The organism is Bradyrhizobium sp. 40, from assembly GCF_023100925.1.
Classification (GTDB): Bacteria; Pseudomonadota; Alphaproteobacteria; order Rhizobiales; family Xanthobacteraceae; genus Bradyrhizobium.
The window spans coordinates 4,061,196-4,086,867 of sequence record NZ_CP064688.1; the positions used below are offsets into that span (position 1 = coordinate 4,061,196).

Annotated in this window: 34 protein-coding genes; 16 read left to right on the forward strand and 18 right to left on the reverse strand. The window is 64.5% G+C overall.

From position 1 onward, the window contains the following. Window positions 1-8 precede the first annotated feature (8 nt). The 3 genes from pdxY to IVB40_RS19795 form a co-directional block, all read right to left on the reverse strand. Window positions 9-821: a pyridoxal kinase gene (pdxY, locus tag IVB40_RS19785; protein WP_247286275.1), complete on the reverse strand. Its 813-nt coding sequence runs from the start codon at window positions 819-821 to the stop codon at window positions 9-11. Between the two features lie 47 nt (window positions 822-868). Continuing rightward, complete coding sequence (locus tag IVB40_RS19790) at window positions 869-1,510, reverse strand: FMN-binding negative transcriptional regulator (RefSeq protein ID WP_247816067.1); 642 nt, start codon at window positions 1,508-1,510, stop codon at window positions 869-871. A gap of 92 nt (window positions 1,511-1,602) precedes the next feature. Next, window positions 1,603-2,247 carry a TetR family transcriptional regulator gene (locus tag IVB40_RS19795; protein ID WP_247361322.1) on the reverse strand — a complete coding sequence of 215 codons (645 nt, stop codon included), beginning with the start codon at window positions 2,245-2,247 and terminating at the stop codon, window positions 1,603-1,605. 97 nt (window positions 2,248-2,344) lie between these two features. Between IVB40_RS19795 and IVB40_RS19800 the strand changes: the two genes are divergently transcribed. After that, the gene (locus IVB40_RS19800; RefSeq protein WP_247361324.1) at window positions 2,345-3,010 is read left to right on the forward strand and encodes a class I SAM-dependent methyltransferase; all 666 of its coding nucleotides are present in this window, start codon (window positions 2,345-2,347) and stop codon (window positions 3,008-3,010) included. Window positions 3,011-3,174: 164 nt separating this feature from the next. Next, window positions 3,175-3,519 carry a multidrug efflux SMR transporter gene (locus IVB40_RS19805; protein ID WP_247816068.1) on the forward strand — a complete coding sequence of 115 codons (345 nt, stop codon included), beginning with the start codon at window positions 3,175-3,177 and terminating at the stop codon, window positions 3,517-3,519. 70 nt (window positions 3,520-3,589) lie between these two features. On the opposite strand, the gene IVB40_RS19810 is transcribed toward IVB40_RS19805, so the two are convergent. Further along, window positions 3,590-3,904: a hypothetical protein gene (locus IVB40_RS19810; protein ID WP_027569782.1), complete on the reverse strand. Its 315-nt coding sequence runs from the start codon at window positions 3,902-3,904 to the stop codon at window positions 3,590-3,592. Window positions 3,905-3,989: 85 nt separating this feature from the next. Continuing rightward, on the reverse strand, window positions 3,990-4,196 hold the full coding sequence (locus tag IVB40_RS19815) for a hypothetical protein (RefSeq protein WP_027569781.1): 207 nt from the start codon (window positions 4,194-4,196) through the stop codon (window positions 3,990-3,992). A gap of 109 nt (window positions 4,197-4,305) precedes the next feature. On the opposite strand from IVB40_RS19815, the gene IVB40_RS19820 reads away from it, so the two are divergent. Then, window positions 4,306-4,584 (forward strand): DUF3551 domain-containing protein, encoded by a 279-nt coding sequence (locus tag IVB40_RS19820; RefSeq protein ID WP_027569780.1) that lies wholly within the window; start codon window positions 4,306-4,308, stop codon window positions 4,582-4,584. A gap of 19 nt (window positions 4,585-4,603) precedes the next feature. Here the strand turns inward: IVB40_RS19820 and IVB40_RS19825 are convergent, their stop codons facing one another. From IVB40_RS19825 to IVB40_RS19835, 3 genes are all read right to left on the reverse strand, one after another. Beyond that, complete coding sequence (locus tag IVB40_RS19825; RefSeq protein ID WP_027517641.1) at window positions 4,604-4,882, reverse strand: hypothetical protein; 279 nt, start codon at window positions 4,880-4,882, stop codon at window positions 4,604-4,606. A gap of 174 nt (window positions 4,883-5,056) precedes the next feature. Next, window positions 5,057-6,040 carry an SH3 domain-containing protein gene (locus IVB40_RS19830; RefSeq protein WP_247816069.1) on the reverse strand — a complete coding sequence of 328 codons (984 nt, stop codon included), beginning with the start codon at window positions 6,038-6,040 and terminating at the stop codon, window positions 5,057-5,059. A gap of 165 nt (window positions 6,041-6,205) precedes the next feature. After that, window positions 6,206-8,128, reverse strand: coding sequence for an FAD-binding monooxygenase (locus tag IVB40_RS19835; protein WP_247816070.1), 1,923 nt, complete (start codon window positions 8,126-8,128; stop codon window positions 6,206-6,208). A 103-nt stretch (window positions 8,129-8,231) separates the two neighbouring features. On the opposite strand from IVB40_RS19835, the gene IVB40_RS19840 reads away from it, so the two are divergent. Together IVB40_RS19840 and IVB40_RS19845 are read left to right on the forward strand one after the other, a co-directional pair. Then, a complete protein-coding gene (locus tag IVB40_RS19840; RefSeq protein ID WP_247816071.1) occupies window positions 8,232-8,696 on the forward strand; it encodes a MarR family winged helix-turn-helix transcriptional regulator in 465 nt (154 codons plus the stop codon). Window positions 8,697-8,875: 179 nt separating this feature from the next. After that, window positions 8,876-9,304, forward strand: coding sequence for a hypothetical protein (locus IVB40_RS19845; RefSeq protein ID WP_247286284.1), 429 nt, complete (start codon window positions 8,876-8,878; stop codon window positions 9,302-9,304). 7 nt (window positions 9,305-9,311) lie between these two features. Here the strand turns inward: IVB40_RS19845 and IVB40_RS19850 are convergent, their stop codons facing one another. Beyond that, window positions 9,312-9,929 (reverse strand): L,D-transpeptidase, encoded by a 618-nt coding sequence (locus IVB40_RS19850; RefSeq protein ID WP_063628391.1) that lies wholly within the window; start codon window positions 9,927-9,929, stop codon window positions 9,312-9,314. Between the two features lie 355 nt (window positions 9,930-10,284). Here IVB40_RS19850 and IVB40_RS19855 point away from each other — a divergent pair, with 355 nt between their 5' ends. The 4 genes from IVB40_RS19855 to IVB40_RS19870 all read left to right on the forward strand — a co-directional run bounded on the left by IVB40_RS19855 (window position 10,285) and on the right by IVB40_RS19870 (window position 12,758). Next, entirely contained in the window at window positions 10,285-11,304 is a 1,020-nt protein-coding gene (locus IVB40_RS19855; RefSeq protein ID WP_247816072.1) for a hypothetical protein, read from the forward strand. Window positions 11,305-11,683: 379 nt separating this feature from the next. Then, on the forward strand, window positions 11,684-11,914 hold the full coding sequence (locus IVB40_RS19860; RefSeq protein ID WP_007591727.1) for a hypothetical protein: 231 nt from the start codon (window positions 11,684-11,686) through the stop codon (window positions 11,912-11,914). A gap of 92 nt (window positions 11,915-12,006) precedes the next feature. Then, a complete protein-coding gene (locus tag IVB40_RS19865) occupies window positions 12,007-12,396 on the forward strand; it encodes a hypothetical protein (protein WP_027517634.1) in 390 nt (129 codons plus the stop codon). A 110-nt stretch (window positions 12,397-12,506) separates the two neighbouring features. Next, a complete protein-coding gene (locus tag IVB40_RS19870) occupies window positions 12,507-12,758 on the forward strand; it encodes a hypothetical protein (RefSeq protein ID WP_027517633.1) in 252 nt (83 codons plus the stop codon). A gap of 13 nt (window positions 12,759-12,771) precedes the next feature. On the opposite strand, the gene IVB40_RS19875 is transcribed toward IVB40_RS19870, so the two are convergent. The 5 genes from IVB40_RS19875 to IVB40_RS19895 all read right to left on the reverse strand — a co-directional run bounded on the left by IVB40_RS19875 (window position 12,772) and on the right by IVB40_RS19895 (window position 16,251). Further along, a complete protein-coding gene (locus tag IVB40_RS19875; protein ID WP_027517632.1) occupies window positions 12,772-12,957 on the reverse strand; it encodes a hypothetical protein in 186 nt (61 codons plus the stop codon). A gap of 174 nt (window positions 12,958-13,131) precedes the next feature. Continuing rightward, window positions 13,132-13,413: a cell division topological specificity factor MinE gene (gene minE / locus IVB40_RS19880; protein WP_007591739.1), complete on the reverse strand. Its 282-nt coding sequence runs from the start codon at window positions 13,411-13,413 to the stop codon at window positions 13,132-13,134. Continuing rightward, complete coding sequence (gene minD / locus IVB40_RS19885) at window positions 13,410-14,225, reverse strand: septum site-determining protein MinD (protein ID WP_007591740.1); 816 nt, start codon at window positions 14,223-14,225, stop codon at window positions 13,410-13,412. The genes minE and minD overlap by 4 nt, the downstream gene beginning before the upstream one ends. 19 nt (window positions 14,226-14,244) lie before the next feature. Then, window positions 14,245-14,943 carry a septum site-determining protein MinC gene (gene minC / locus IVB40_RS19890; RefSeq protein ID WP_027569772.1) on the reverse strand — a complete coding sequence of 233 codons (699 nt, stop codon included), beginning with the start codon at window positions 14,941-14,943 and terminating at the stop codon, window positions 14,245-14,247. Between the two features lie 291 nt (window positions 14,944-15,234). Continuing rightward, window positions 15,235-16,251: an ABC transporter substrate-binding protein gene (locus tag IVB40_RS19895; protein WP_247816073.1), complete on the reverse strand. Its 1,017-nt coding sequence runs from the start codon at window positions 16,249-16,251 to the stop codon at window positions 15,235-15,237. Window positions 16,252-16,351: 100 nt separating this feature from the next. Here IVB40_RS19895 and IVB40_RS19900 point away from each other — a divergent pair, with 100 nt between their 5' ends. The 6 genes from IVB40_RS19900 to IVB40_RS19925 all read left to right on the forward strand — a co-directional run bounded on the left by IVB40_RS19900 (window position 16,352) and on the right by IVB40_RS19925 (window position 21,563). Beyond that, a complete protein-coding gene (locus tag IVB40_RS19900; RefSeq protein WP_027569770.1) occupies window positions 16,352-16,999 on the forward strand; it encodes a TetR/AcrR family transcriptional regulator in 648 nt (215 codons plus the stop codon). An 85-nt stretch (window positions 17,000-17,084) separates the two neighbouring features. After that, window positions 17,085-17,855 carry an ABC transporter permease gene (locus IVB40_RS19905; protein WP_007609553.1) on the forward strand — a complete coding sequence of 257 codons (771 nt, stop codon included), beginning with the start codon at window positions 17,085-17,087 and terminating at the stop codon, window positions 17,853-17,855. A 30-nt stretch (window positions 17,856-17,885) separates the two neighbouring features. Then, window positions 17,886-18,923 (forward strand): NAD(P)-dependent oxidoreductase, encoded by a 1,038-nt coding sequence (locus tag IVB40_RS19910; protein WP_247816074.1) that lies wholly within the window; start codon window positions 17,886-17,888, stop codon window positions 18,921-18,923. Continuing rightward, window positions 18,910-19,731: a GNAT family N-acetyltransferase gene (locus IVB40_RS19915; RefSeq protein WP_247816075.1), complete on the forward strand. Its 822-nt coding sequence runs from the start codon at window positions 18,910-18,912 to the stop codon at window positions 19,729-19,731. The genes IVB40_RS19910 and IVB40_RS19915 overlap by 14 nt, the downstream gene beginning before the upstream one ends. 6 nt (window positions 19,732-19,737) lie before the next feature. After that, a complete protein-coding gene (locus IVB40_RS19920) occupies window positions 19,738-20,793 on the forward strand; it encodes a dihydrodipicolinate synthase family protein (protein WP_247816076.1) in 1,056 nt (351 codons plus the stop codon). Beyond that, complete coding sequence (locus IVB40_RS19925) at window positions 20,781-21,563, forward strand: ABC transporter ATP-binding protein (protein ID WP_247286294.1); 783 nt, start codon at window positions 20,781-20,783, stop codon at window positions 21,561-21,563. Before IVB40_RS19920 ends, IVB40_RS19925 begins: the two co-directional genes overlap by 13 nt. Before the next feature lie 122 nt (window positions 21,564-21,685). Here the strand turns inward: IVB40_RS19925 and IVB40_RS19930 are convergent, their stop codons facing one another. The 3 genes from IVB40_RS19930 to IVB40_RS19940 all read right to left on the reverse strand — a co-directional run bounded on the left by IVB40_RS19930 (window position 21,686) and on the right by IVB40_RS19940 (window position 24,221). Beyond that, window positions 21,686-22,777 carry a substrate-binding domain-containing protein gene (locus tag IVB40_RS19930; RefSeq protein ID WP_247361342.1) on the reverse strand — a complete coding sequence of 364 codons (1,092 nt, stop codon included), beginning with the start codon at window positions 22,775-22,777 and terminating at the stop codon, window positions 21,686-21,688. 156 nt (window positions 22,778-22,933) lie between these two features. Next, the gene (locus IVB40_RS19935; protein ID WP_007609546.1) at window positions 22,934-23,191 is read right to left on the reverse strand and encodes a hypothetical protein; all 258 of its coding nucleotides are present in this window, start codon (window positions 23,189-23,191) and stop codon (window positions 22,934-22,936) included. Window positions 23,192-23,270: 79 nt separating this feature from the next. Next, on the reverse strand, window positions 23,271-24,221 hold the full coding sequence (locus IVB40_RS19940; RefSeq protein WP_247816077.1) for a DUF2778 domain-containing protein: 951 nt from the start codon (window positions 24,219-24,221) through the stop codon (window positions 23,271-23,273). 210 nt (window positions 24,222-24,431) lie between these two features. Here IVB40_RS19940 and IVB40_RS19945 point away from each other — a divergent pair, with 210 nt between their 5' ends. Continuing rightward, the gene (locus IVB40_RS19945) at window positions 24,432-24,869 is read left to right on the forward strand and encodes a DUF1810 domain-containing protein (RefSeq protein ID WP_247816078.1); all 438 of its coding nucleotides are present in this window, start codon (window positions 24,432-24,434) and stop codon (window positions 24,867-24,869) included. A 9-nt stretch (window positions 24,870-24,878) separates the two neighbouring features. Here IVB40_RS19945 and IVB40_RS19950 read toward each other — a convergent pair whose 3' ends face one another. Beyond that, window positions 24,879-25,655, reverse strand: a complete 777-nt coding sequence (locus tag IVB40_RS19950; RefSeq protein WP_027569762.1) for a crotonase/enoyl-CoA hydratase family protein — start codon at window positions 25,653-25,655, stop codon at window positions 24,879-24,881. Window positions 25,656-25,672: the final 17 nt, after the last annotated feature.

A 25,672-nucleotide genomic window follows, 5' to 3' on the forward strand; every position in this document is an offset into this window, starting at 1 on the left:
ATCACACCTTATCGTCCCGGCGTCGGCAGCGGCACGAGCTGCATCTCGACGGTGCCCGCCTCCTGTGTCCGCACCAGCACTGCAAAGATGGTTTCGACCGCGAGCCGTACCGCCGCCTCGGTCGCTGTGCCCTTGGCCAGATGCGCCGCGATCAGGCCCGTGAGAAGATCGCCGGTGCCTGAGGGGCGGATCGGCAGGCGCGGCGTCGCAAAGCGCGACAACTGACCGTCGGCGCACAGAATCGTTTCCACCTGCCCTTCCGCCGTATCAGTGAGCGTGCAACCGGTGGCGACCACGTCGATGTGGCCGGTCCCGGCCAGCGCTGCGCACGCCGCGCGCAGACCCTGCGCATCCGCGATGTCGAGGCCTGCGAGCAGCCCGAGCTCGAACTGGTTCGGCGTGGTCAGATTGGCGGCCGGCAGCAGCCGGTGCCGGACCACGTCCAGGATGCCGTCGGCGACGTAGACGCGGCCATCGTCGCCGATCACGGGATCGCAGAGATAGACCAGTTTTGAATTGCGGGTCAGCGCCCGCTCGACGAAATCGGCAATGACAGCGGCATTGCCGGACGAACCGAGATAGCCGGTGACGAGGACCGCGGCCTCGTCGACGAGATCGCGCTCCTCGACGCCTCTTAGCAGATCTGCAACGAGCTCGGTCTCCAGCACCCGCCCGCGCAGGGTCGGATAGCGCGGATGGTTCGACAGCAGCGTGGTCGGCACCGCGGCGACATTCACGCCTTCCGCCTGCATGGCATAGGCGGCGGCGCTGTTGCCGACATGGCCGTGGACCACCTGGCTTTGAATGGAGATGACGAGCATGAAAGAGGTCCGTAGGAGTAATCGTCAAGCGAGACAAGGTCGCCCAGTCACGAAAAATCATATCCAAGCCCCGGCCGCAGCGCTTGCATCTTCCGCGCCAGCCGCCGATCCCCGCTCTCCTCCGACCGCGCCAGCCGGCCGGCGACCGCGACGTGATCCGCATCGCTCTTGTGCTGGTTGAGCTTGGCCTGCCCCTCGACGGTATCCACCACGAGATCGATGACGCGAATGGTGGCTAACATGGTCTCGCGCTTGTCCGGCTCCATCTGCGCCAGGTCCCAGGGCGCCTTCGGCAGCCGCGCTTCGGCGACCGCGAGTAGCGCATCGCCGTGCCCGCGGTTCTCGTCGAGCCCGCGCACATGCGCCACGCCCGACAGGTGCACGGCCTCGTACAGCCAGGTCGAGACGTTGTCGCGCGAAGAATACCAGTCGTTGGAGATGTAGGCGTCATCGCCGGCAACGATCAGCAGAAAGCGCCGCACGCCATCCGCGAGCGGAACGAGCGGATTCCGGGCGGTGAAATGGATCTGGACGATCGCGCGCCCCTCACGTTGCTCCAGCACGAAGGGCACATGCGAGGCGCGCGGACCGCGCTCATCCGCAGCGACGATCATGCCGAAGCCGCGCTGGGTTGCGAATTCCAGCGCTTGCTGCTCCTCGATGCGGAATTGGGGGCGGAGGACATGCATGGCGGGGCGCTCGTTAGCGGGCTGGAGGACAAATCGAGGCTAACTCATGATCCGGTCAGATTAGAAGCGATATTGGCCCGCAAACGCGGATGTCAGGAATGATCTCGCCGCCGCGCAAGCTCATCGATATAGGCGCAGAACATGTCGGCCATTGCGTCGGCATGACGCGCGATCTCCGCCTCGTTGCGCGGTGTCTCCGAGAACTGCTTGCCGACCTCGCTCAGCGTCGTCTTGATCAGCTCGCCGGCAAGCTCCCGCGTCGCATCCGGCGCCTTGGGCAGGGCCTCCCGCATGAAGGCCGCGACGATGCCTTTACCGGCGGCCCGCGCGTCGTGTGCTTCGGGCGCATCGCGATAGAGCGGCGCGGCGTCGCTGAGCGCCGTGCGGATTGCAGCCTCCTCGCACTCGGAGCGAATGAAGGCGTGGACCAGCGCGCGCAGCCGCACCAGTGGCGGCTTCGCCCGGTCCGCCAGGATGCCGCGCAGGAGCTCGCTCGTGCACCGCCACTCGTCGCTCTGGAGGCGGAACAGGATCGCCGCCTTGTTCGGAAAATATTGATAGAGCGACCCGACGCTCACCCCGGCTCGCTCGGCCACCCGCGCCGTCGTGAAGCGCTGCGCCCCCTCCTTTGCCAGGACCTGAACAGCCGCGTCCAGAATGGCCGCCACCAGCTCGTTCGAGCGGGCCTGCTGCGGCTGTTTTCGTGAGGAAACTGAACGGCTTCGGCGATCGGCCATGGGGCCCTCGGGCAATGCGAATAGCGAATGCGACGAATTAGTCGTATTTCAATTCTCACGCAAGCACTCGCCTCTCGGCGACATCTGGAGAGTACACATGACCACCCCGACCATCACATCACTTGCGCCACTGCTCGATCGTCTGTTCGACCAGGACGAAGCCGCGCGCGGCGCGATGCGAGCCGCCTTCGCCGATGTGACCGACGCCGACCGCGCACGGATGATGCGGAGCAAGACTGCTTACCGCGACCTCTACGGGCGGCTGAAGGACGCACCGCTCGCGGTCTCCCGCGAGACCGGTCACCTGCTTTACATGCTCGCACGCAGCTCCCGCGCCAAAGCGATCGTCGAATTCGGCACCTCGTTCGGCATCTCGACCCTGCACCTTGCCGCGGGCTTGCGCGACAATGGCGGCGGCCGCCTCATCACCAGCGAATTCGAACCGTCCAAGGCGGCCCGGGCGCGCGAGAACCTCGCGGCCGGCGGGCTGCTGGATCTCGTCGAAATCCGCGAAGGCGACGCGCTGAAGACGCTTCAAGTCGATCTGCCTGATACGATCGATCTCGTGCTACTCGACGGCGCCAAGGCGCTCTACCCCGATGTCCTGGATCTGGTCGAAGGCCATCTCCGGCCAGGCGCGATCATCGTCGCCGACAACGCCGACGACAGCCCTGACTATCTGGCGCGCATGCGGATGCCCAGAAGCGGCTACATGTCCACGGCCTTTGCCGAGGACGTCGAACTCTCCGTGCGGATCAACTAACGCCAAGACCAATGAGCCGCCGCGCGAACCATCGCGCGGCGGTTTCGTGCGGCGCTCCTTCGTGTCGCAGGCTCGTCACTGACACGTGATAGCTGGACCCGGGCAAACGTCATATTCCCCGTACCGTGCGGTATCTTTCTTTGCACAATACGCCCGAGCCCGTGATGACTTCCGCCTTCAATGCCTACGCAGCGCTTGCCCTCGCTATCGTCCTCGAGGTCACGGCGTCCGCCTTCCTCCAGCAATCCGTGCAGTTCACGCGGCTGTGGCCGACACTGGCGATGGTGCTGTTCTATGTCGCCTCGTTCTACGCGCTGTCGGTCGCGATCCGGGTCATCCCCCTGAGCATCGCCTATGCGATCTGGGGCGGGGTCGGCATCATCCTGACTGCAACGATCTCCTTCGTGCTGTTTCGCCAGATGCTCGACGCTGCGGCCTTCGTCGGCATCGCGCTGATCGTGTCCGGAGTGGTGGTCATCAACCTGTTCTCGGCGACCAGGGTGCATTGATGCCGGCAAGCACGGTGTTCACCGGCAAGGCCTTCGGCTTCGCGACGCCCTTCCAGCAGCCGACCCACGCCTACTGGCTTTGCGACGGCTTGGGCGCACGCGGCCCGGATCGCTTCGCGCCAGGCTTGGCCGCAGCTCGCGGCGGCGCCGTGTCGACCGATTCCAGATAGGCGGCAAGCGCCTTGGCTGTGTCCGAACTGGTTGCGTAATGGTCCTTCAGAAACCAGGACAGCGTCAGGTTGAAGCGCCCCTTGGCAAGACCGCGCGGGCTGCGATGGCAGGTCGCGCACCCATCGGCGAAAAGCTTTTGCGGCGACTTGCCGGCATCGAGATTTTGCGCCACGGCAACCGTCGCCGTCAGAACGGCGGCCGCCGCAAGAGTCATCGTTGGAAGAGTCATAAGGGGCGCGATCACGCCGCGCCCCAATCGAAATGGCGAAATCAATGTCTTGCCCAGCCCCGTCTTGCGGTCAGGCCGCCAATAGCTGATCGAACTCGGGTGGCGCGTAGGCCTTGCCGTCCTGGTCGGTGATGACGACCTTCCACCCCTCGCTTGCCCAAACCTTTGCCTTCGCCACGATGAGCAAACGGCTCTCGCGGGCAAAACTGCACTTCTCATTGTCGCGTTCTGCGATCATCTTGTAGGCCAATGCGCATCCCCTTAGCGTTGCCTGCACCCGCTCTCGTCGTGGCAGCGGGCTTTGGCGGCAATTCGCCGGGAGCGTGGCAATTTGGTGCCATCCGCGGCAGCATTGTGCCTGGTTCCGATTACGAAAGGAGCTTTTCGTGCGCCGCATCATGAATGCGATCCTGCTTGTCGTGGGCTGCCTTGGTGCGGGCCTGCTTGGCGCGGCGCCCACAGCGGCTCAGACCTACGATCCGCGCCATCCCGTCTGCATCGAGATCTACACCATCGACGGCCGCAGCATCGATTGCAGCTTTGCGACGATCGCGCAGTGCGCCGCGACCGCCTCCGGGCAATCCGCCCAGTGCTACGCCAATCCCTATGCGACGCAGAGCCGGCAGCTGAGCCCGGTTCCGTCGCCGCCGCGACGAAGCCGATAGCATCAGGTCTGCGCTCCGATCAGTGGACGCGAATGATGTGGGGGCGGCCAAGATCGATCAGCCCCTGCACCGCGGAGAGGCGGTCGTCGAGGGCTGCGATGGTCAGCAACAGATTGTTGCGGCGTTCGTCGAGAAGGCCCATCTCGGCGCCGGAGAGTTTGGTGCTCGATCGCTCCTTGTGAATCACCTCGAGAGATTGGCGCAATCCGGCAATCAGGCCGGACAGCTGCTTGGCTTCCTTGGTCATCGACCTCTTCGCGACATTATGGCGGCGCGTCTCCGCCTGGTTCTGTCTCATCGTCGTCATCCTCCCGTGCCCCGCTGCCCCGAGTGGAATGCTTACAGCTTTGAGTAGACATATTACGATCGATGAAATCTGCCCGCGAAGAAACTTCTTAAATTGTATGGGCAAGGAACTCGCTCGGGCCTCAGCAGAAAGCCCGGCGCGAGGGCCGGGCTTTCGTTGGCAACGCTAGTGCTTCTGGTGCCCGCCACCGGGACCGCCGGCCGGCGCACCGCCGCCGTGCGGCGCGGCGTTGATGTGAGGAGCGCCGCCACCGCCATGAGGCATCGCAGGCGCAGCCGTGCGCGGCGCCGGCATTTGGGCATGAGCGTTCATCGGGGAGCCGTGGCTCACATTAGGCTGGGCCACATGCGGCATCGCGGGCCGGCTTGCGGGAGCTGCTGAGACACGAGGCGCCTCATGCGGGCGCGCCATCGGCTGCGCATGCAGGGCCGCGCGGTGTGCGGCCTGCTCGTGCATGATGCGGGCCTGTGCATCGTGCGGATTGCGGCCCTGAAGATTGGTCCGCTCATGCGCGATGCGGTCGCTTCGTCCCGCACGGCTCCGGTCCGTCGTCACCGCAGTCTCGTGCCTTGCGACGGCGGCGTCGTGCCGTGAAGTTGCGGCATCACGTCCGGAGACCGCAGCCGCGCCCTCCGCATTTTCCCTGGCATTCGCACCGTTGCGCCCGAGTGCGACCGCCGCATCGCGCGTTGCCGCGCGGCCGATCCGGGCCGCGCGCGGATCGATCGTCATCCGCGTCGCTTCGCGCTGATGCGAGGTCCAGTAGCTATTCCAGTGGGCATGGCGCCGATACCAGGGCCGCCCCTCATAATAGCTTGACCAGTACGAGGTCAGCACGAAGGGGACGATCGGCACGTCGATCTCGTCGACATAGTCGGGGAGATAGACGTAATGATTGCGGTAGAGATATTCGAGATATTGCGACGACACCCAGCCACGGTCATCCGAGAAGCTCACGTCGCACCAGGCTTTGCCGCGCAGGCAACCATGGATATCGACGCGGGCGCCCTCGGGGATGCGATCGACCAGCGGAAAGCCCGAACCCGGCCCGGCGCGCAGGCCGGTCGAGACGGTGACCATACCCGGAGCGGCCAGCGCGGCCGTCGGGGCGAGCAGCAATGCGGCTAACAACACGCTTCGGAATTTCATGGCGTAGTCCTCCTCTTTCGAGTCGGAACGCGCAAGCGGAACGGGCGTTCCGCGAACGAAGGTCTCATCCGTCGAAAGATCGAGACGAATGCCGCGCGCGGTTCAATATTCATTCGCCGTTCATCGACATCGCGCGCACGCGCGAGTGTGTGCGCCGCCGTCCCGTCAGTTCACTTGCTGCATAAAACCGTCGAAGTACGCAGCAAGCGCAGCAAAATGATCGAGCGGCAGCACGGTCGCGACATACTGATCCGGCCTCACCACGACCATGCAGCCGGCCTTACGATCGATACCGCGCATCGCGAAAACGTCTTGGCCATTCTTGAGGTCCGGACAGAACATTTTCTCGTAGTCGATCAGGCCGTACCGGCCCTTGCGCGGAAGCAACAGCGCGGGCATCGCCTCGACGGCGAGCTCGCGATGATCCTGCTGGAAGACCGCCCGCAGGTCGATCACGCTGTCGATGTCGGCGGCCACGGGCGTGTAACGCCGGACCGGCGACTCCCGCGCCTCGGAGAGAAAATTGCACAATGCGCGCATAGCCGAGCCGGCTGTTGCCGGATCCTCAGCGCCGGAGAAAGCGTAGATGCGAAAGCGGCCATCCGCGGACGCTGCGTGACCGAGATGCACCGGCTTGGCATCCGCAAGCCGGATCACCGGCGCGGAATGAAAGCGCGTGCCGATGACGAGGCCTTGCGCGAGACGCTGGTGGGACGTCGCTCCGGTCAGAACCGACGGGCGGTAATGCGTCGCCGTGCCCGCGGTGTAGCGACCGTGCCTGACGAAATAGTCCTGCGTCCTGGCGGCATCGGCGCCGCCCGCCTTGGCGGCGGACGCGAGAATCCCGGCCCATTCGCGATCGAAATCAATCAGCTCTTTGGCAACCGCCTGGCGCTCGGCCGAATAGGAATGCAGCAGGCTTGGCGCAGACTGCTTCCGCAAAACGGCAGCGAGCTTCCAGCCGAGATTGAAGGCGTCTTGCATCGAGACGTTCATGCCCTGCCCCGCCTTCGGGCTGTGGGTGTGGCAGGCATCGCCGGCGATGAAGATCCGCGGCAGACGCCTAGCGATCTCGGTCCCCGGCACGTCGTCGAACTTGTCGGTCAGTCGCTGGCCGATCTCGTAGACCGACCACCACGCGATCTCCTTCACATCCAGCGTGTGCGGCTTGAGGATCCGCTGCGCCTTCGCGATCACGTCATCGGCGGTGATGTTGCGATTGGCGACGCGCTCGCCGATGTCGAGCTTGGCGAGCTCGACATAGAGGCGGACCATGTAACCGCCCTCGCGCGGAATGATCAGCAGGCTGCCGTCCTTCGCCGACTGGATCAGGGCCTTGAAGCGGATGTCCGGAAAATCGGTCACCGCCAGCACGTCCATCACGCCCCAGGCATGATTGGCGGAATCGCCGAGCAACTCGCGGCCGATCGATTTGCGCACTGTACTGCGGGCGCCGTCGCAGCCGACGACGTAGCGCGCCTTGATCGTCTCGATCTTGCCCTCGTTCCCGGCATCGAGCCGTTCGAGCCGCGCCGTCACGGCATGGTCGGCGGGACCCGCGGCCGGATCGACCTGAAGGTCGAGCAGGCGCCGGCTGTAATGGGGCTCGAGGCTGGCGGGCGCTTTGCGCATGACGTCGAGAAAACCGTCGTGAATGCGCGCCTGGTTGAGAATGACGTGCGGGAATTCCGACAAGCCGTCCTCGACGTCCTGCACCCGGCCGCTGCGGACGATGTGTTCTGGCAGCCGCTCGTCCGGCTTCCAGAATGTCGTCTCGTTCACCCAACAGGCTTCCTTGAGGACGCGCTCGCTGAATCCGAAGGCGTGGAACATCTCCATGGTGCGGCATGCGATGCCGTCGGCCTGCCCGACCAGCAAGCGGTCCGGCTTCTGCTCGACGATGCAGGTCTTGATGTCGGAAAACTGCGCAAGCTGGGCCGCAAGCGTCAGGCCCGCAGGACCACAGCCGACGATGAGGACATCGACCTCTTCAGGCACGGCGCCCGTTGCGCCAGAAGGCTGAATGCGCGCGGCGGGATCTCCGATTTCAGGGTCGCCCGGCTGAAATCCATTGAGATGGAATTGCATGAGCACCTCTCCCGCCGACGTTCTGTTTGGATATTGCTCAGTATGCTGACGATCAGTATACTTGTCAACGATCCCGGCCGTCCTACCCCAACGGAGAAATTCGGTGAAAGACAACAACGACATGCCCGGACATCTGGCGCGCCGTTTCCAGCAGATCGCGGTCGCGGTGTTTCTGGCCGAGGTCGAGGATGCCGGCTTCGACCTCACGCCGGTGCAATACGCCGCGCTCGCGACCATCAAGGCCAATCCGGGGCTCGACCAGGTGACGCTCGCAGGATTGATTGCCTACGACCGCACCACCATCACCGGCGTGATCGACCGCCTCGTGCAGAAGGGGCTCGCGGAGCGCCGCGCCTCGCGCCGCGACCGTCGTGCCCGCGAGCTCGAGATCACCGACGAAGGCCGCCGCACGTTGCGCAAGATCATGCCGGCCGTCGAATCCGCGCAACGCATCATGCTGCGTGGCCTTAGCGCGAAGGAAGGTGAGGATCTGATGCGCCTTCTGCACAAGGCCATCGCCGCCGGTAACGAACTCAGCCGCGCCCCGTTGCGCGAGGTGCAGGCATAGAGCGTGTTCTAGCGAAGTGGATACCGGTTCGCGTCAAGAAAACGCGCCAAGACAGAAAGCCCCGTAATTCTACCCCTCATTGTCGCAGTATCGCGAAACCAGGAACTAACCTTCGGCTGTTACGGTCGGCGGCATTCGGCGTTTAACGCGCGATTAACTTTGCCGGTCTGGAGTTTCGGATGTTCAGGTTCCTCATTGCGGCGGCGGCGATCGCGCTCTCGGCCGCTCCGGCGCTCGCGAATGGCCATGGCGGCGGCGATGCCCCTCCTCCGCCGAAGCCCGCGACCTCACCGGCGAAAGTGATCCTGACCAAGCAGGGCCCCACGCTCGTCGACCTCAACGGCATGACGCTCTACTATTACGAGCGCGATACCACCGGCAAGACGTCGAACTGCAACGGCAAATGCGTCGAGAGCTGGATTCCGCTCTCCGCAACAGCCGATGCCAAGGCGATCGGCGACTTCACCGTGATCAACCGCAACGACGGCAGCAAGATGTGGGCATATCGCTATCGTCCGCTCTACACCTCGCCGGCCGACAAGGCGCCGGGCGAGGCCAACGGCAATGCCACGACGCTGCAATGGCGCATCGCCCGTCCCGAGAACTAGGGCGACCTCACCCGCGCCAGCTGGGCCGCGCCTCGACCTGCGCGTTCTGTCCGGGCGGCAGCACCACGACCATTGAATTGAGCTTCACGCGGTCATAGAGATCGATCACGTCCTCGTTGCGCATCCGGATGCATCCGGACGAGATCGCCTGCCCGATATATTCCGGCTGGTTGGTGCCGTGGATGCGGTAGAGCGTGTCCTTGTTGCCGGCATACAGATAGATGCCCCGCGCGCCGAGCGGATTGGCGGGACCGCCGGGCACGCGCGCCGGATAGGGTCCGAGCCGCGCCTGGATGTCCGCCGTCGGAACCCAGTCCGGCCATTCCGCCAGACGACCGACCCGCGCGACCCCGGAGAACGCCATGGCTTCCTCGCCGACCGCAACGCCGTAGCGGATCGCCTTGCCTTCGGGCAGCACGAAATAGAGATAGCGCGCATCGGTATCGACCAGGATCGTGCCCGGCTGCTCCTTGCGCGGATAATCGACGATATGACGGAGATATTGCTCGGGCACGTTCGCCTGCGCGTACGGCGTATGCGCCAGCAACTGCCGGTCGCGCGGCGTCATGCTCGCATCTGTCGATGGCGAAAGCGTTGTCTGCATGCAGCCGCCCAACGGAAGCATGGCAAGGACGAATAGAACGAATAAGGATCTTGGCACCGCCGGCCCCGATAGCGATAGCAGCACCCCCAGCAACACCAGATGCTGCCAAAATCGTGCTGAAAACAAGGCATTGCGGAACAATTGCGCGTGTTTGATCAACCGGGTTCCATCACCACAAACGGCGCAAGAGCGTCGCACAGTCTCCATGCCCTCGCCTTGCTTTGGTCAAACCCGGCTGGACTCGTGCGTCATGTGCTTGGGCCTCGGGGAATTGGATGGGCTCACCTCACGGATCTGCTCGCGCGAATGCGGACGGCTAACACTTCAACTACTCAACAACTGGGCTTCAAAACACCCAGGCTTCAAAGGAGCTGCGATGCTCGCGACGCTGAACTCTCGGCAAATCGTCGATGAGATCGTGAAGGACACGGTCACGAACAACGACCCGCACGACGCCGTCCAGATTTCGCCTGACATTGTGCTGGCCTCGCGCCCTCTCAGCATCGCGCCCGCGCTCGCGCCTGAGATTACGGCCCGTCCGGAGCCCAAGATAGATCCGGCGTTCACGCTGAAGTCCAGAACGAATCCGGAGCCGAAGTTCAGTCCCCTCGTGGAGCCGCAGGCGGCAGCGCCCTCGGTCGACACCGCCGTGCGCGTCGCGGCCAGTGATGGTCTCAGCCGGCAGAAGCGCTCCTCAGCCGGCAAATGGCTGCGCGGCGCGTTCGTCACGATGCTGTTTGCGGGCGGAAGCGCGGCCGCCACTGTCGCCTGGGAGAAACATGGCGACACCGCAAGACAGGTGCTCGCCGAATGGACCCCGGCATTGTCGTCGCTGCTGCCGTCGACCTCGCACTCGGCACCGGTCGCCGCCGCACAAGCCGCGGCGCCTGCGGACCAGGCTGCAACGGATCAAGCCGCCACGGATCAAGCAACCGATCAATCTGCGGCTCCGCCCGCAACCCAGCTTGCAGCAGCGGTGCCCGCGGCAGCACAATCCGATCCTGTACAATCGGTGCAGTCGATGACGCGCGATCTCGCCGCGATGGCGCAACAGATCGAGCAGCTCAAGGCCAACATCGCCGACTTGAAGGCCGGGCAGGAGCAGATGGCACGCGAGATGGCGAAGCCGCCCGCGCCGAAGCCGGTGGCCGATGCCAAGCCGCGCATCGATCCGCGCGCGCAAATGTCTGCGCTGCCGCCGCGACCCGCGGCGCCGCCGGTTCGCAAGCCCAAGCCGGTCGTGTCGCACACCTACATGCCGGCTTATTCGCCCGCGCCGCTCGCTCCGCCGCCGCCTTCGCAGGCTGCCGCAGTCCCACCGCCAGCTGCCATGACGACGCAAGCCGTTGCCGACGACGACGGACCTGTCGTACGCCCGCCAATGCCGCTGCGCTGAACGATCGTCACGCGATGACACGAAAGCGTCGCGCCAGCGATGCTGTCCGAGTCGATATGATGCGTTGACTCCGGATGACTACGGGACGCGGCGCTTCGATCGTTCTCGATCAAGAGAAAAGGCCGTCGGGATTTATGCCGGCGGCCTTCTCTTGCAGCTGCCGGTTCCCGGAGCCCGGTTCTGCTGCAATTCCATGCCTCATGATCACGCCGACATATTTAATAAAATCTTAACACGCTTGAATGCTGCACATCATTTCTGCGCCATAAGCACAGAGATTGCGCGCGCCGTTCATTCGATAAACATCGACTCAGTGGTACCATCGGTCATGTGTTGAAACGTCCACCTGAAGCTCAATTCGTCACACCGGGGAATTCGGATGCCCTACTATTCCTTCGATCTCGTGGTTGGTGAAGAGTTCAAGAACCAGGGCGGCATCATCCTCGAAGACATCGAGGTCGCCTCCGACCGCGCCGTTCAACTGGCCACCGAGCTGTCGCAGGTGAAGCCCGAGCTGCAAAGCAAGGGTTGCGCTGTGCGCGTCACCGACCGCGATCACAAAGAGGTCTATCGTACGCCGCTCGATCCCGTGCCGGCCTGGCGGCGCTAGGTCGCCGACCGGCTTCGCAGCCGCACGCTATCCCCATTGCGGAGCGGCGCGGCAGCCGCTAGCCTTCCCGAAAATTCGGGGAGGTACCAAGGATGCGCACTGGTTTTCTGATGACGGCCCTGTTGCTGCTGGCGGCGCCGGCCCAAGCGGCCGACCATCCACGTTCGACCTATGTCACTTTGGTCTTGCAGGCCTTCGCCGCCAAGGTCGAATGTCCCGGCACGGATGTCGTCTACCAGGATCTGGTGCAGAAGGCGGAGCAGATGCAGCTGCCCGAAGGCACCACCGAGAAGGTCCGCAAGGCAATCGCGTGGATGCACACCGGCGGCAAATTGGGCGAGAAGCAGGACGACGATCTGATGGCCGAGGTCGCGGTGGCCACCCAGGCGACCGACCTCAACCAACGCCGCCTCGGCATGCCCAGCTGGTGCGAGGCCCAGAAGACCAACCTCGCCGGCCTGATCCGCAGCAAGGGCGGCTAGCGTTGTCGCGCGGCGTTAAGCACGCCGCGCCGGAACTTTTGCTTCGGCCAATAATCGTCACAATCCTCGCCAGCATGCGGCTCTCTTCGAATTCGAACAGGGGAGCCCCCATGCGGATCAACCATGTCCTTCTCGCCGTGGCGTTTGCCGTCGCCACGATCCTGACTGCGCCCGTGCTGGCGAAGAATTCCGACGCCCAGAAGGGTGAGGACAAATCGACCTCGTCGTCATCGTGCAGCGCTTATCAGCAGGCGCCGGACGGCTCGTGGGAGCCGCTGCCCTGCAAGGAAACGGGCGAGCGCTCCCAGCCGCAGACGCAGCATCGTACGTCGCCGCAGGGCGCCGACCGCGGGGAGCGTTGAACGCGCGGGAGTGTCAGCTCTGGTGCGGACCGCGAATGATCTTCATCGCGTCGGCGAGGTGACGCCACTCTTTGGCTTCATCGGCCTCGCCGCGGCCCTCGCAAGCCCTGGCCTGTTCCGCGGCCTTCGCGATCGCCGCAAAACCGTGCTGTTCCAACATCTGGCGCGCGACGGTGTGGACCTGGACCTCGGTCATCATGGGCGTTCTCCCGTTTGACGAAACCGCGGTGCATCGCGCCGCCGCGGGTTGTTCACAACGATTGAGCCCCGGACCTCGTTCCGTAGCGTTCACTCGACGCGCAAAAGGCGGCCCGCTATGCCCAGCGGACCGCCTTCTCACCCACCCCAAATTCGAAGCGTCGCGGCCGAAATCCTACCCGGCCGCCGCGCGCTTGCGCTCGAAATCGTTGGGCACCTCGATATCGACCTCGAGCGTCGAGACCTCGTCGCCGCGATCGAGCCGGACGATGACCTTGGTCGGGTCCAGCGTGACGTGCCTGGAGACGACCGCGAGAATTTCCTCACGCAGCACACCGAGCAGATCGGGCTGGCCGCGCAGTCCGCGTTCATGGGCAAGCAGGATCTGCAACCGTTCGCGCGCGACGGGTGCAGAGGCCTTGTTGCCGCGGAGAAGCCGAAGCAAACCCATGCTCATGCGGCCCTCCTTCGCAGCAGGCGGTCCATGAAGCCCTTGCGCTCGGTCGGCACCTGCATCGGCACGGTGTCGCCGCACAGCCGCCGCGCCGCGTCGATATAGGCCCGCGCCGGAGCACCTTCCGCGTTCGACAGCGTCACCGGGGTGCCGACATTGGAGGCGCGCAGCACGTCCTGGCTCTCCGGAATGATGCCGAGCAAGGGTGTTGCAAGAATTTCGAGGATGTCCTCGATGGTCAGCATCTCGCCGCGCGCGGCGCGCGAGGGATCATAGCGGGTGATGAGGATGTGCTTCTCGACCCGCTCGCCCTTCTCGGCCCGCACCGTCTTGGAATCGAGCATGCCGATGATGCGATCGGAATCGCGCACCGAGGAGACTTCCGGATTGGTGACGATCACGGCCTCGTCGGCAAAGCGCATCGCCATGGAGGCGCCGCGCTCGATGCCGGCCGGGCTGTCGCAGATCACCCAGTCGAAACGGCTGCGCAGATCGTCGATGACCTTGCCTACGCCCTCTTCGGTCAGCGCGTCCTTGTCGCGGGTTTGCGAGGCCGGCAGCAGCCAGAGGTTCTCCAGCCGCTTGTCCTTGATCAGCGCCTGCGGCAGCTTTGCGACGCCCTGCACCACGTTGATGAGGTCGAACACGACGCGGCGTTCGGCGCCCATCACGAGGTCGAGGTTGCGCAAGCCGACGTCGAAATCGACGACCACGACCTTTTCGCCGCGTTGCGCGAGCGCAGCTCCCAGCGCGGCGGTCGTCGTGGTCTTGCCGACGCCCCCCTTGCCTGACGTCACGACCAGTACCTTGGCCATCTCTCAAATCTCCTTCTGGTCAGTTCAGCGCAGTAATTCGCATGGTGTTGCCCTGCAGCCAGGCCTGAGCCGGCTTGCCGCGCAGGGCCGCGTCGATATCGTCGGCGGTCTGGTAAAAACCATCGATTGCAAGCAGTTCGGCCTCGATCTTCTGACAATAGATGCGTGCGCTCGTGTGGCCGTTCACGCCCGCCATGGCACGGCCGCGCAGCGCGCCGTAGATGTGAATGGAGCCGCCGGCAACGACCTCGGCGCCGGAGCCGACAGAACCCAAAATGGTGACGTCGCCTTCGGGGAATATCACGGTCTGACCGGAGCGCACGGGGCTTTCGAGCAGCAGCGAAGTCGGCTTGGTCTCGACCTTTGCCTCAACCTTCTTGGGCGCACTCGGCTCGACCACGCAGCTCCGACCGCCCGACAGCAGCGGCGGCATCATGGGGGTCAGCCGGCCCTCCTCCACGCCCTCGATCCCGAGCACGCGGATGTTGCGGTCCTGAAGGCTGGTGAGCAGATGGCCGATGCCGGACTGGCTGAGATCGACCGAGGACAGGTCGATCACCACGGGGCGGCCGGCGAAGAAGCCCGGCGAGCGCGCGATGGTGGTGTCGATCTCCTGCAGCCAGTCCTGGATGGGAACCGTCGGCACGAACACGAAGGCCACATAGGAGCGCCCGCGCAGGCGAACCATTTGGCGTTGAGGTTTTACTGCAGCCTCCATAGCGGCCGACTCGTTCCCTGTTATTGAATGGTTAACGATGCCGCCGATATGGTTAATGGCTGGTTAATTTCTCCGTGCGGTTACGTGGGGATGTTGGTGGGCCGCGATGAGCCGGCGGGCATTGGGCGAGCGTCCGGCAGACGCTCTCGCCCAACGCACTGCTGTCATCGCCCGCGAAGGCGGGCGATCCAGTATTCCGAGACGGTTGTGGGTCAGCCGATAGCCGGCGGCGTACTGGATGCCCCGCCTGCGCGGGGCATGACAGCGACATGCGGGGCGAGCGCTTGCCCCCTACTTCTTCACCTTGCTCGCATCCATCTTGATGGCGGGGTCGAGCATCTTGGTCGTGAACGCCGTCGTGACGTCGAACGGCTTCTCCATGCCGAGATAGGTCTGGACCAGATCGTAGTCCTTCTTCATCCGCTCGCCGTCGATCCAGCCGAGCGCCTTCGTCGTCGTGAATTCGTCCGTCATCAGGAACTTGATGCGCTCCCACTGGCGCTCCTGGTTCTCCTTGTCGAGACCGGAGACCTGGTCGAGCAGCGCCTTCAGGCAGGGCGCGGCGTCGGCAACGCAAGTCGCGAAGGCCTTTTGCGTGACGCGGACGAACTCCTCGACCAGCTTCGGGTTCTTCTGCAGATAGCCGCCGTTGACGATCAGCGAATTGCCGTAAGGATTGAGCCCGATGTCCTTCCAGTTGACGTAGCCGAGATCGGCTCCGAACTCGATCACCTTCAAATCGTGCTCGTTGTAGAAGTCGCTGATGATGTCGACGGTATGGCTCTTCAGCGCGGCGATCTTCGCCGTCGGTCCGACATTGACGAAGCCGACGGAGTCGGGGGCAAGCCCTGCAGCCTTGGCGAACGCCGGCCACATCACGCGCGAGGCGTCCCCGGGCGGATTGCCGATCTTGTGGCCGGCAAAATCCTTCACCCCGTTCACGCCGTAGCTCTTCAGCCAGTAGAAGGTCTGGCCGGTGTTGGCGTAGACGCTCATCACGGCAACGGCGTCAGCCCCCTTGCTCTTCGCCACCAGCATGGTGGCGAGATCGGCGACGCCGAAGGGCGAGCCCCCGGAGCCGACCTTGGCGGCGGAGACACCGGAGCCCTTGCCGACCTCGATGGTCAGATCGATGCCCGCTTTCTCGTACCAGCCTTGTGCCTTGGCGTAATAATAGGGCGAGTGATCGGCCGTCGGTGCCCAGTTCAGGATCAGGTTGACCGCCTCGCCCGCGGTCGCCGGCACCGCCAGTGATCCGAGCATCAGGGCCACAGCCAGGGCCGAGCCCGCCGCCTGCAAACGCTTCATCGCATCTCTCCTCGTTGCCCGCGACCGGCTTGTCGCTCTCCCCCTGTGAGGATACCAATGCAACAAGGCCGCCCTCAACTTGTCAACTGTTTGGTTGGAAATGCCCGCAAAACGTTCAGGCGACACCGTGCCGCAGCGGCGCGACCCGGTCGCCACCCGCAGGAAGCTGCTCACCGCGGCGCGCGAGGAGTTCGCCCGGCACGGCTTTGCCGGTGCCCGCGTCGACGAGATCGCGGAGCGCGCCGGCGTCAACAAGCAGCTCGTCTACCATTATTTCGGCGACAAGGACGCGCTCTATCTTGCCGTGCTCGAATGGGTTTACGCCGATATCCGCGAGCAAGAGCGCCAGCTCAATCTCGAAGGTCTGCCGCCGGAAAAGGCGATCCGGAAACTGATCGAGGCCTCGTTCGATTACCTTGCGGCAAACCCCGATTTTATCGTGCTTCTGAACGACGAGAACCGCGGCGGCGCCCGCCACGTCCGCGGCTCGACGCGGCTGGAGGCGATGCATTCGCCGCTGGTGAAGAGCGTGTCCCACATCCTCCACGAGGGCGTCCGCGCCGGCATGTTCCGCAAGGGGATCGACCCGATCCAGCTCTATATCTCCATCGCGGGCCTCAGCTATTTCTATCTCTCGAACACGCCGACGCTATCGGCGATCTTCGGCAAGGACCTGTCGAGCCGGGCCGCGCGCCGCGCCCGTCGCCGGCACGTCGCCGATCTCGTGCTGCATTCGCTTCGTCCGTAATCAACCAACTGGTTGAAACTTCCCTCAAGGACGGTTAGGCTTCAGACCAGGCGGCAAGGTGGCCGGCGGCAACAGGGAGCAACCGGTGACAGGAGACGGCGCCCGCAATACGCGCAGCTTTGCGATCGTCCTGATCGTGCACCTCGCCGTGCTCGTGCTCTGGCAGGTCCTGGTCGATGCCTTCCACGTGCCGAAGTTCATCCTGCCCTCGCCGCTCGCGACAATCCAGACGCTGGGAACCGCGAGCTACGCCTGGGGCGCCAATACGCTGGTGACGGCGATCGAGATCCTCGGCGGCTTTGCGCTCGGCGCATTTGTCGGCGTGGCGCTGGCCGTCATCTTCAGCTGGGCGCCGCTGATCAGCCTCGTGCTGCTGCCGCTGTTCGTGACGCTGAACATGATTCCGAAGGTCGCGCTCGGCCCGCTCCTCATCGTCTGGTTCTCCTACGGCATCGTGCCGAACATCCTGATCGCCTTCAGCATCTGTTTCTTTCCGATCCTGCTCACCACCGCGCGGGGCTTGCGCGAGGTCGAGCCGGATCTGCTCGATCTGGTCAAATCGCTGCGCGGCTCGCGCTGGACGCTGTTCCGCAAGATCCAGCTGCCGGGATCGCTGCCTTACATCTTCTCCGGCATGAAGGTCGGCGCCATCCTCGCGGTGGCCGGCGCCATCGTCGGCGAGTTCATCGCGTCCGAGCGCGGGCTCGGCTACCTCATGATCCAGGTGCAGTCGTCGCTCGACACGCCCGCGATGGTGATGGCTGTCGTGCTGCTGACGCTGCTCGGCGTCGCGCTTTACGGCTTCGTGCTCGTCCTCGAACGCATGTTCGTGGTCGGTGACGCAACACCGACTTGAACGGCAAAGCCAAGACCAAGGACCACAACCATGCTCCTCACCCGCCAGACACTGCCGAAGACCATCCCTGATATCGCTGCGCTAGACGATCTGCTGTGCCAGCCGACGCAGGCATTGGTCGACGACCTCGCCAGGGTTGATGGCGACATCATGATCCTCGGCGTCGCCGGCAAGATGGGGCCGACGCTGGCGGGGCTCGCCAAAGCCGCAGCACCCGATCGCCGCATCATCGGCGTCGCCCGCTTCAGCGACGCCGGCGTCAAGGACTGGCTGCACGCGCGTGGCGTCGAGACCATCAATTGCGATTTGATGGACGAAGCAGCGATTCTAGCGCTGCCGAAGGCGCCCAACATCGTCTTCATGGCCGGCCGCAAATTCGGCGCGGAGGGCGACCTCTCGCTGACCTGGGCGATGAATGCGCACGTGCCGGCACTGGTCGCGCAGGCCTTCCCGTCATCGCGGATCGTGGCGTTCTCGACCGGCTGCATCTATCCCTTCGTCCCCGTGGGCGGCAAAGGCGCAACCGAGGACATGGCGCCCAATCCGCCCGGCGAATACGCCCAGTCGTGCGTCGGCCGCGAGCGCATGTTCGAGTATTTTTCGCGCAAGTTCGGAACGCCCGGGCGGCTGTTCCGCCTCAACTACGCGATCGACATGCGCTATGGCGTGCTCCACGACATCGCATCGAAAGTGCTCACGGGCTCGCCGATCGACGTCAGCATCGGCCATGTCAATTTCATCTGGCAGGGCGATGCCTCGTCCCAGGCGCTGCGCTGCCTCGCGCATTGCACGACGCCGACCTCGCCGATCAATGTCAGCGGCCACGAGATCTTGGCCGTGCGCGACCTCGCAGCACGATTCGGCGCCAGGTTCGGCCGCGCGCCGGTGCTGACAGGAAACGAACAGCCGACGGCGTGGCTGACGGACACGTCCAAGGCCGTCGAGCTGTTCGGCCTGCCGGTCGTCGACACCGAGCAGCTGATCGCCTGGACCGCAGATTGGGTGTCCCGCGCCATGCCGAGCCTCGGCAAGCCCACCAAATACGAGGTGCGCGATGGACGCTACTGACGAGCTGGCCATCATCAAGCTCGGCGTCGACGATGCGATCGCCGGGCTCGTGCTGTCGACGGAAGCACACTGGAACCAGACCGAGGAGGACTGGCGCATCTTCCTGCACGATGGAATCGTGTTCGGCGTTCGCGACGGCAGACGGCTGGTGGCAACCGCGGCCCTGCTGCCCTACTCCGGCAAAAACGCCTGGATCAGCATGGTGCTGGTATCAGGCACCCATCGACGCCGCGGCATTGCAACGCGCCTCGTCGATGCCTGCCTGGAAACCGCTCGCAGGAACGGCCTGACGAGCTGGCTCGACGCAACACCCGACGGTGCTGCCGTCTATGGACCGCTCGGGTTCACGCCGACGCTGCAATTGCGCCGTCTCAAGCTGGTGAAATCCGCGTTCGCGTCCGCGCAGCCACCTTCATCCGCGACGCTCGACGCGCTCTGCGCGCGTGACCGGCGGGCTACGGGCCTCGATCGAACCGCCCTGCTCTCCAACTTCGCTCAGCGTCCCGGCTCACGCATCGTCTCCGCGAACGGCGCCATCGCGCTGGTTCGCGACGGACGCATCGCGCGCCATATCGGCCCGCTGTTTGCCGACGACACGGCAGCCGCGCTGACCCTCGTCGAGGCAATCGCGCGATCGGAGACCGGGCCGCTGCTCCTCGATGCCGTCGCGTCGCAAGCCGCGTTCCCTGACGGATTGACCGCATCGGGCTGGAGCATCGAACGGCCGTTCCAGCGCATGCGGTTCGGCCCCGCCACTGCCGCCGGTGAAGACATGCCATTCGCCGTCGCCGGCCCTGAATTCGGATAGGACATCATGCACCACAGCCAGATCAACAGCGAGATCCGCAAGCTGATCGCCGACGGCACCGTGCTGCCGGCGCATCCCCTCGCGCTCACCGCCGAACGCCAGCTCGACAAGAAGCATCAGCGCGCGCTGGCGCGCTATTACATCGACGCCGGCTCCGGCGGCCTTGCAGTCGGCGTGCACACCACGCAGTTTGCGATCCGCGATGTCGGCCTCTATCGTCCCGTGCTCGAGCTCGCCGCCGAAACTGCGGCGAACTGGACCAAGCGTCCGCTGGCGCTGGTCGCGGGCCTCGCCGGTCCGACCAGGCAGGCCACCACTGAAGCTCGCACCGCGCGCGACATCGGCTACCACGCAGGGCTCCTCAGCCTCGCTGCGATGAAGAGCGCGTCCGAAGACGAGATCATCGCGCATTGCACAGCGGTCGCAGCCGAGATTCCGCTGGTAGGCTTCTATCTTCAGCCGGCAGTCGGCGGCGTGGTCCTGTCGAGCCGGTTCTGGCAGCGCTTTGCCTCGATCGACAATGTCATCGCGATCAAGATCGCGCCGTTCAACCGCTACAGGACCCTTGATGTTCTGCGCGGCGTCGCGGCGGCTGGCGCGCTCGACCGCGTCGCGATCTACACCGGCAATGATGATCATATCCTGCTCGATTTGATGCTGCCGTTCGATCTGCGCGACAACGGCGTCACCACGCGGACCTACTTCAAGGGCGGTCTGCTCGGCCACTGGTCGGTGTGGACGGCGAGCGCGATTGAGCAGTTCGAGCGCTGCAAGGCGGCACGGCACAAGGACAGCGTCCCGGCCGAACTGCTCGCGCTCGATGCCCGCGTCACCGATTGCAACAGCGCCTTCTTCGACGTCGCCAACGATTTTCGCGGTTGCATCGCCGGCTGCCATGAGGTGCTGCGACGGCAGGGCCTGATGCAGGGCCTATGGTGCCTCGATCCGAACGAGGGCCTGAGCCCCGGCCAGAAGGACGAGATCGACCGCGTCACTCGCGAGCATACAGATCTCAGCGACGATGCCTTCGTGGCCGCAAACTTGAATAAATGGCTGGCATGAGCTCAACCCCCTTCATCAGCCTGCAAGGCGTCCGCAAGGTCTATCGTAGCGGCGGAGCCGAATTCCTCGCGGTGTCCGACGTCACCATGGACGTGCAGGAGGGTGAGCTTGTCTCGCTGGTCGGGCCGTCCGGCTGCGGCAAGACCACGGTGATGAAGATCTTGGCCGGCCTGCACGACGCCGACGGCGGCACGGTGAAGATCGGCAATGCCAAAAGCCCGTTCGATCCGACCCGCGACATCGGCATGGTGTTCCAGCAGGCACTGCTGCTGAAATGGCGGACCATCCTGGACAACGTGCTGCTGCCGGCAGAGATCGTCGGCCTTCCGATGAAGGCCGCGCGCGAGCGGGCGCGCGATCTGCTCAATCTGGTGGGGCTTGCCGGCTACGAGCAGAAATATCCGCGAGAGCTGTCCGGCGGCATGCAGCAGCGCACCGCCATCGCGCGCGCCTTCATTCACGACCCAAAACTGATTCTGATGGACGAGCCGTTCGGCGCGCTCGACGCCTTGACGCGCGAGCAGATGAATCTGGAGATGCTGCGGATCTGGCGCGAGAGCGGCAAGACCATCATCTTCATCACGCACTCGATTCAGGAGGCCGTGTTCCTGTCCTCGCACTGCGCCGTGCTGACCGCCGGCCCGGCGAAGATGGCCGATTATTTCCCGATCGATCTGCCCTTCCCGCGGGCTCTGCCGCTGAAGACGACGGACGCGTTCGGCGCCTATGCACGGCGCATTTACGAGAAGCTGGGTTTGGGCGCGGCTTAATTCACCGCACGATAGATGCTGTAGGGTGGGCAAAGCGAAGCGTGCCCACCATGGCGAGTCGAGCAAGCAGTGGTGGGCACGGCGCAAGTGCGCCTTTGCCCACCCGGCGGGAGTTTGCGCGATCAGGTCTTGTTGCGCATCTTGCCGAGCAGATAATTGTCGTAAAAATTCTCCGCGATCTGCGTGTAGAACAGCAGCTCTTTCATATAGGCGTCGTGGCTTTCCTTGGTGCGCTTGAAGAGGTCGCTCTTGGTGGCGAGGTCGTTCAGATGCTCCTGGGTCGCGGCGTAGCAGGCCTCCAGCACCGGCTGCGGAAAAGCCTTCAGCTCCGCGCCATTGGCGATCAGCCGCTTCAGCGCCGCCGGATTGACGCTGTCGTATTTCTCAAGCATCCAGGCGCCCGCGGCCGACGCCGCCTGGTTGACGATCGCCTGGTACTGCTTGGGCAGCGACGCCCACTTCTCGTCGTTGACGATCATGTGCAGCATGGCGCCGCCTTCCCACCAGCCCGGGAAGTAATAGTATTTGGCGACCTTCTGGAAGCCGAGCTTTTCGTCGTCATAGGGGCCGACGAATTCGACCGCGTCGATCGTGCCCTTCTCCAGCGCCGGATAGATGTCGCCGCCCGCGATCTGTTGCGGGACCACGCCGAGCCGCGCCAGCACATGACCGCCCATGCCGGCGATGCGGAATTTCAGGCCCTTGAGATCGTCGACGGTCTTGATCTCCTTGCGGAACCAGCCGCCCATCTGGGTGCCGGAATTGCCGCAGAGGATGGCATGCGCCTTGAACGGCTTCAGCGCCTCGTTGGTGAGGTCGGCGCCGCCGCCGAAATGCCACCAGGACTCCTGATGACGATGGTTCATGCCGAACGGCGCGCCGGTCGCATAGGCCAGCGCCGGCTCCTTGCCGATGTAGAAATAGAGCGGGGTCTGCGCCATGTCGACGGAGGCTGTGCTGACCGCATCGAGCGCCTGCAGGCCGGGGACGAGCTCGCCGGCCGCAAAGGTCTGGATCTGGAATTTGTTGTCGGTGGCCTCGGCAACATATTTCGCAAACGTCTGCGCGGTGCCGTAGATGGTGTCGAGCGACTTCGGGAAGCTCGACGTCAGGCGCCATCTGATCTCGGGCGCGCCTTGCGCGATCGCGGGTGCGGCAACCAGCGTCGTCGCGCCGGCGACCGCGCCGCCCTTGAGAAATGTACGGCGTTTCATGATGGGTCTTTCCCTGAACTACGTTTCAATGTATCGGCTTGAGCGCGATCTTCGCGAGCTATTGCCGTTCCTATAGCGGAATTCAAGTCGTGAGCGGTAGCCCGGATGGAGCGCAGCGCAATCCGGGAATCTCCCCAAATATCTGCCGTGTCGCTCTCAGAGCAGCTTGGCGCTGACGAACAGCGCGCGCACGGCGTTGGTCGCCTGCACGACGAGCATGGCGTTCTCGGCGGCGCCTTCGAGCGCCGCGACCGCGTCTTCGTGCAGCGAGCGGAATTCCATCCACTCGACCGATTTGAAATTGGTGAGGAATTGATAGGCCTGGCCGACGGTCGCGATCGCCAGCGTGTCGCCGTTCAGCTTGATCTTGAACGTCGTGCGCAGCGGGGTCTCGGAACTTTGCGGATCACTCATGGGCTGCTTCTGGACGATGACGGCTTAACGAAGGGAAAACGGCAGCCCCGCCGCGGCAGGCAAATATCGGGAGCAGATATCAGGACTCAGTGCTCGCGCGCTGCGAGGCGGTCGCCGATGGGGTCAACCTGGGCACCACGACCAGACGGTTGAACTCACCGTTGTCGTAGGCCTTCATGAACCGATCATAGTCCTTGATCGACACGCAACCGTTGGAGTCGCCACGGGGCCCGAGCATGTAATTGTGGGTGAGCAGGCCGACGCGGCCGAGCGCGCTGGTGCCTTCGGTAGGCGTCAAGCGCAGTGCGCGGACGCCGTGGAACAGTTTTTCGCGCGGCTTGAGGTCGTAGGTCGCGGGCGGGGTGGCGCCAACCATCCGCTGGTCGACGTGCTCCGGATCGTCCATCAGCGCGCCCATGCCGGAATGCGCTTCCAGCGCGAGGCCGCTCGGCAGGTAAAGCGCCTTGGCCGAGATGTCGTAGACCGCGGTGCGCGAATCGTAGCCGAGCGCGGCGAGATCCGGCGCCTTGCCGAACAGGCCACTGTCGGGCGTCAGCGAGGCCAGCCTGATCTTGTCGGTGAATTTTTCGAAGAAGTTGCGGTTGTCGACCCTGGGGTTGGTCTCCGCGTGAGCCTGGCTCGAGGCGATCTGGGCGGAGATGTCGGCCTGGGGCGGGCGCGAGCGCGGCATCGGGATGGCGTCAGCACGCTGCGATTGTCTCGTCTCCTCCGACATATGCCGGTCGTCGTCGGTCAGGGTCGAGCGCCAGTCGTCGCCCTGGAGCTTCTGGGCAAGCATCGCCTTGGCGTCGCGCAATTTGAGCTGGACTGCACTCACCGCGGAGCGCTCCAGCGTCCGCAAGCCGAGCTCGCGGGCGGGCGGACTGCTGGAAGCAGAAGCGAAACGATCATCGAATGAAGGCGCATTGGACGGCGGCAGCGCGGCGGTGACCAGCGAGGCCGAACCGCCGATATCCGCGACCCAGGCGGCGGCGCCCAGTGCCAGCGCGACAGCGGCCAGAGACAGCAATATCGTCTCGGCTCGCCCAATACGGCGGCGCGACAATAGCCTCTCGGCTTGTGCCCGGTCGGAAACCATCAGCTCCCCAAAATCGATCCCCGGGGGATCCACCCCCACCCGGAGATTCTATACCAGCTACCACATTGGGAGCCAAAAGTTAGGCATAATCGCGGCCGGCAAGGCTCCGGCAAGCCATTCCAGGGTATCCTAAGGTATCCAATGACCGATCCTTTCGACCTCAAACGCTTTGTCCGGGCCCAGGACCCGGTCTACCGCGACATCCAGGGGGAGCTGACCCGGGGCCGAAAGCAGAGCCACTGGATGTGGTTCGTCTTTCCCCAGGTCGCCGGCCTCGGCTTCAGCGCCATGTCGCAGCGCTACGCCATCGCCTCCCGCGCCGAGGCCAAGGCCTATCTCGCCCACCCCATCCTCGGTCCGCGCCTGATCGAATGCACCCGCCTCGTGCTTGCCATCGAGGGTCGGACCATCAACGCCATCCTCGGCGCGCCCGATGACGCCAAATTCCGGTCGTCGATGACGCTGTTCGACGCGGTGTCCAATGAGCCCGTTTTCGACGAGGCGCTCGCCCGGTATTTTTCGGGCGAGCGCGACGGCGCTACGCTGGAGATCCTGTCGAAGCTGGATCGGCCGACATAGCGCGTCGGATCAGCGCCCCTGAAAGACGGCCGCGCGACGCTCGATGAAGGACTGAATGCCCTCCTTCGCGTCGGCGCTTGCAAGCACGCGATCGCGGATTATCGGGATATAGGCGATCGCCGCCGCCTCGCCCCCTTCGATATATTTGGCCGCGGCTTCCTTGGTGACCTGGATGCCGAGCGGGGCATTGCGCGCGATGATGGCGGCAAGCGCCATCGCCCGCTCGACCTGCTCTCCCGCCGGCACGACCTCTTGGACGAGACCGATTGTGTGGGCGCGCTCGGCTGAAAACTCGTCGCAGAGGAACAAATGATACATCGCGTCACCCCAGCCGGCGCGCGACAAAAAGCGGAAATGCGCGCCCCCGAGCGGCGCAATGCCGCGCTTGGACTCCATCTGGCAGAAGCGCGCATCCTCGGCGGCGACCACGATGTCGCCGGCGAGCATCAGCTCGATGCCGATCGTGAACACGATGCCCTGCACGGCGGTGATAACAGGCTTGCGGCAGCGCTTGGCAAGGCCGAACGGATCGACATTGCCTTCCCTGATATTGCGCTTCTCCGCAGTCGGGCCGAAGAATTTCGGCATGTCCAGACCGGCGGTGAAATCCCCGCCCTCGGCGCAAACCACGCCGACGCGATAGGCATCGTTGTCGTGCAGCTCAGTCAGCGCATCGGACAATTGCTCCATCATCGCCGGCGTGAACGCGTTCTTCTTCGCGGCGTTATCGATGATGATCTTGAAGACATGGCCGTGCACCTCGGTGCGGATCTGACCTTCGCTCATTTCGCTTCTCTCCGGAT

Excerpts from the sequence above, each read along its gene's own strand:
- minE (WP_007591739.1), bottom strand. The coding sequence starts at position 13,413 with ATGAGCATGGGTTTGCTTCGGCTTCTCCGCGGCAACAAGGCCTCTGCA.
- IVB40_RS19795 (WP_247361322.1), bottom strand. The coding sequence starts at position 2,247 with ATGGCCGATCGCCGAAGCCGTTCAGTTTCCTCACGAAAACAGCCGCAG.
- IVB40_RS19875 (WP_027517632.1), bottom strand. The coding sequence starts at position 12,957 with ATGATGACCGAGGTCCAGGTCCACACCGTCGCGCGCCAGATGTTGGAA.
- IVB40_RS19830 (WP_247816069.1), bottom strand. The coding sequence starts at position 6,040 with ATGAAATTCCGAAGCGTGTTGTTAGCCGCATTGCTGCTCGCCCCGACG.
- IVB40_RS19895 (WP_247816073.1), bottom strand. The coding sequence starts at position 16,251 with ATGAAGCGTTTGCAGGCGGCGGGCTCGGCCCTGGCTGTGGCCCTGATG.
- IVB40_RS19870 (WP_027517633.1), top strand. The coding sequence starts at position 12,507 with ATGCGGATCAACCATGTCCTTCTCGCCGTGGCGTTTGCCGTCGCCACG.
- IVB40_RS19910 (WP_247816074.1), top strand. The coding sequence starts at position 17,886 with ATGCTCCTCACCCGCCAGACACTGCCGAAGACCATCCCTGATATCGCT.
- IVB40_RS19915 (WP_247816075.1), top strand. The coding sequence starts at position 18,910 with ATGGACGCTACTGACGAGCTGGCCATCATCAAGCTCGGCGTCGACGAT.
- IVB40_RS19800 (WP_247361324.1), top strand. The coding sequence starts at position 2,345 with ATGACCACCCCGACCATCACATCACTTGCGCCACTGCTCGATCGTCTG.
- pdxY (WP_247286275.1), bottom strand. The coding sequence starts at position 821 with ATGCTCGTCATCTCCATTCAAAGCCAGGTGGTCCACGGCCATGTCGGC.
- IVB40_RS19855 (WP_247816072.1), top strand. The coding sequence starts at position 10,285 with ATGCTCGCGACGCTGAACTCTCGGCAAATCGTCGATGAGATCGTGAAG.
- IVB40_RS19945 (WP_247816078.1), top strand. The coding sequence starts at position 24,432 with ATGACCGATCCTTTCGACCTCAAACGCTTTGTCCGGGCCCAGGACCCG.
- IVB40_RS19900 (WP_027569770.1), top strand. The coding sequence starts at position 16,352 with ATGCCCGCAAAACGTTCAGGCGACACCGTGCCGCAGCGGCGCGACCCG.
- IVB40_RS19925 (WP_247286294.1), top strand. The coding sequence starts at position 20,781 with ATGGCTGGCATGAGCTCAACCCCCTTCATCAGCCTGCAAGGCGTCCGC.
- IVB40_RS19810 (WP_027569782.1), bottom strand. The coding sequence starts at position 3,904 with ATGACTCTTGCGGCGGCCGCCGTTCTGACGGCGACGGTTGCCGTGGCG.
- minC (WP_027569772.1), bottom strand. The coding sequence starts at position 14,943 with ATGGAGGCTGCAGTAAAACCTCAACGCCAAATGGTTCGCCTGCGCGGG.
- IVB40_RS19865 (WP_027517634.1), top strand. The coding sequence starts at position 12,007 with ATGCGCACTGGTTTTCTGATGACGGCCCTGTTGCTGCTGGCGGCGCCG.
- IVB40_RS19805 (WP_247816068.1), top strand. The coding sequence starts at position 3,175 with ATGACTTCCGCCTTCAATGCCTACGCAGCGCTTGCCCTCGCTATCGTC.
- IVB40_RS19845 (WP_247286284.1), top strand. The coding sequence starts at position 8,876 with ATGTTCAGGTTCCTCATTGCGGCGGCGGCGATCGCGCTCTCGGCCGCT.
- IVB40_RS19790 (WP_247816067.1), bottom strand. The coding sequence starts at position 1,510 with ATGCATGTCCTCCGCCCCCAATTCCGCATCGAGGAGCAGCAAGCGCTG.
- IVB40_RS19950 (WP_027569762.1), bottom strand. The coding sequence starts at position 25,655 with ATGAGCGAAGGTCAGATCCGCACCGAGGTGCACGGCCATGTCTTCAAG.
- IVB40_RS19935 (WP_007609546.1), bottom strand. The coding sequence starts at position 23,191 with ATGAGTGATCCGCAAAGTTCCGAGACCCCGCTGCGCACGACGTTCAAG.
- IVB40_RS19825 (WP_027517641.1), bottom strand. The coding sequence starts at position 4,882 with ATGAGACAGAACCAGGCGGAGACGCGCCGCCATAATGTCGCGAAGAGG.
- IVB40_RS19920 (WP_247816076.1), top strand. The coding sequence starts at position 19,738 with ATGCACCACAGCCAGATCAACAGCGAGATCCGCAAGCTGATCGCCGAC.
- minD (WP_007591740.1), bottom strand. The coding sequence starts at position 14,225 with ATGGCCAAGGTACTGGTCGTGACGTCAGGCAAGGGGGGCGTCGGCAAG.
- IVB40_RS19860 (WP_007591727.1), top strand. The coding sequence starts at position 11,684 with ATGCCCTACTATTCCTTCGATCTCGTGGTTGGTGAAGAGTTCAAGAAC.
- IVB40_RS19850 (WP_063628391.1), bottom strand. The coding sequence starts at position 9,929 with ATGCTTCCGTTGGGCGGCTGCATGCAGACAACGCTTTCGCCATCGACA.
- IVB40_RS19835 (WP_247816070.1), bottom strand. The coding sequence starts at position 8,128 with ATGCAATTCCATCTCAATGGATTTCAGCCGGGCGACCCTGAAATCGGA.
- IVB40_RS19930 (WP_247361342.1), bottom strand. The coding sequence starts at position 22,777 with ATGAAACGCCGTACATTTCTCAAGGGCGGCGCGGTCGCCGGCGCGACG.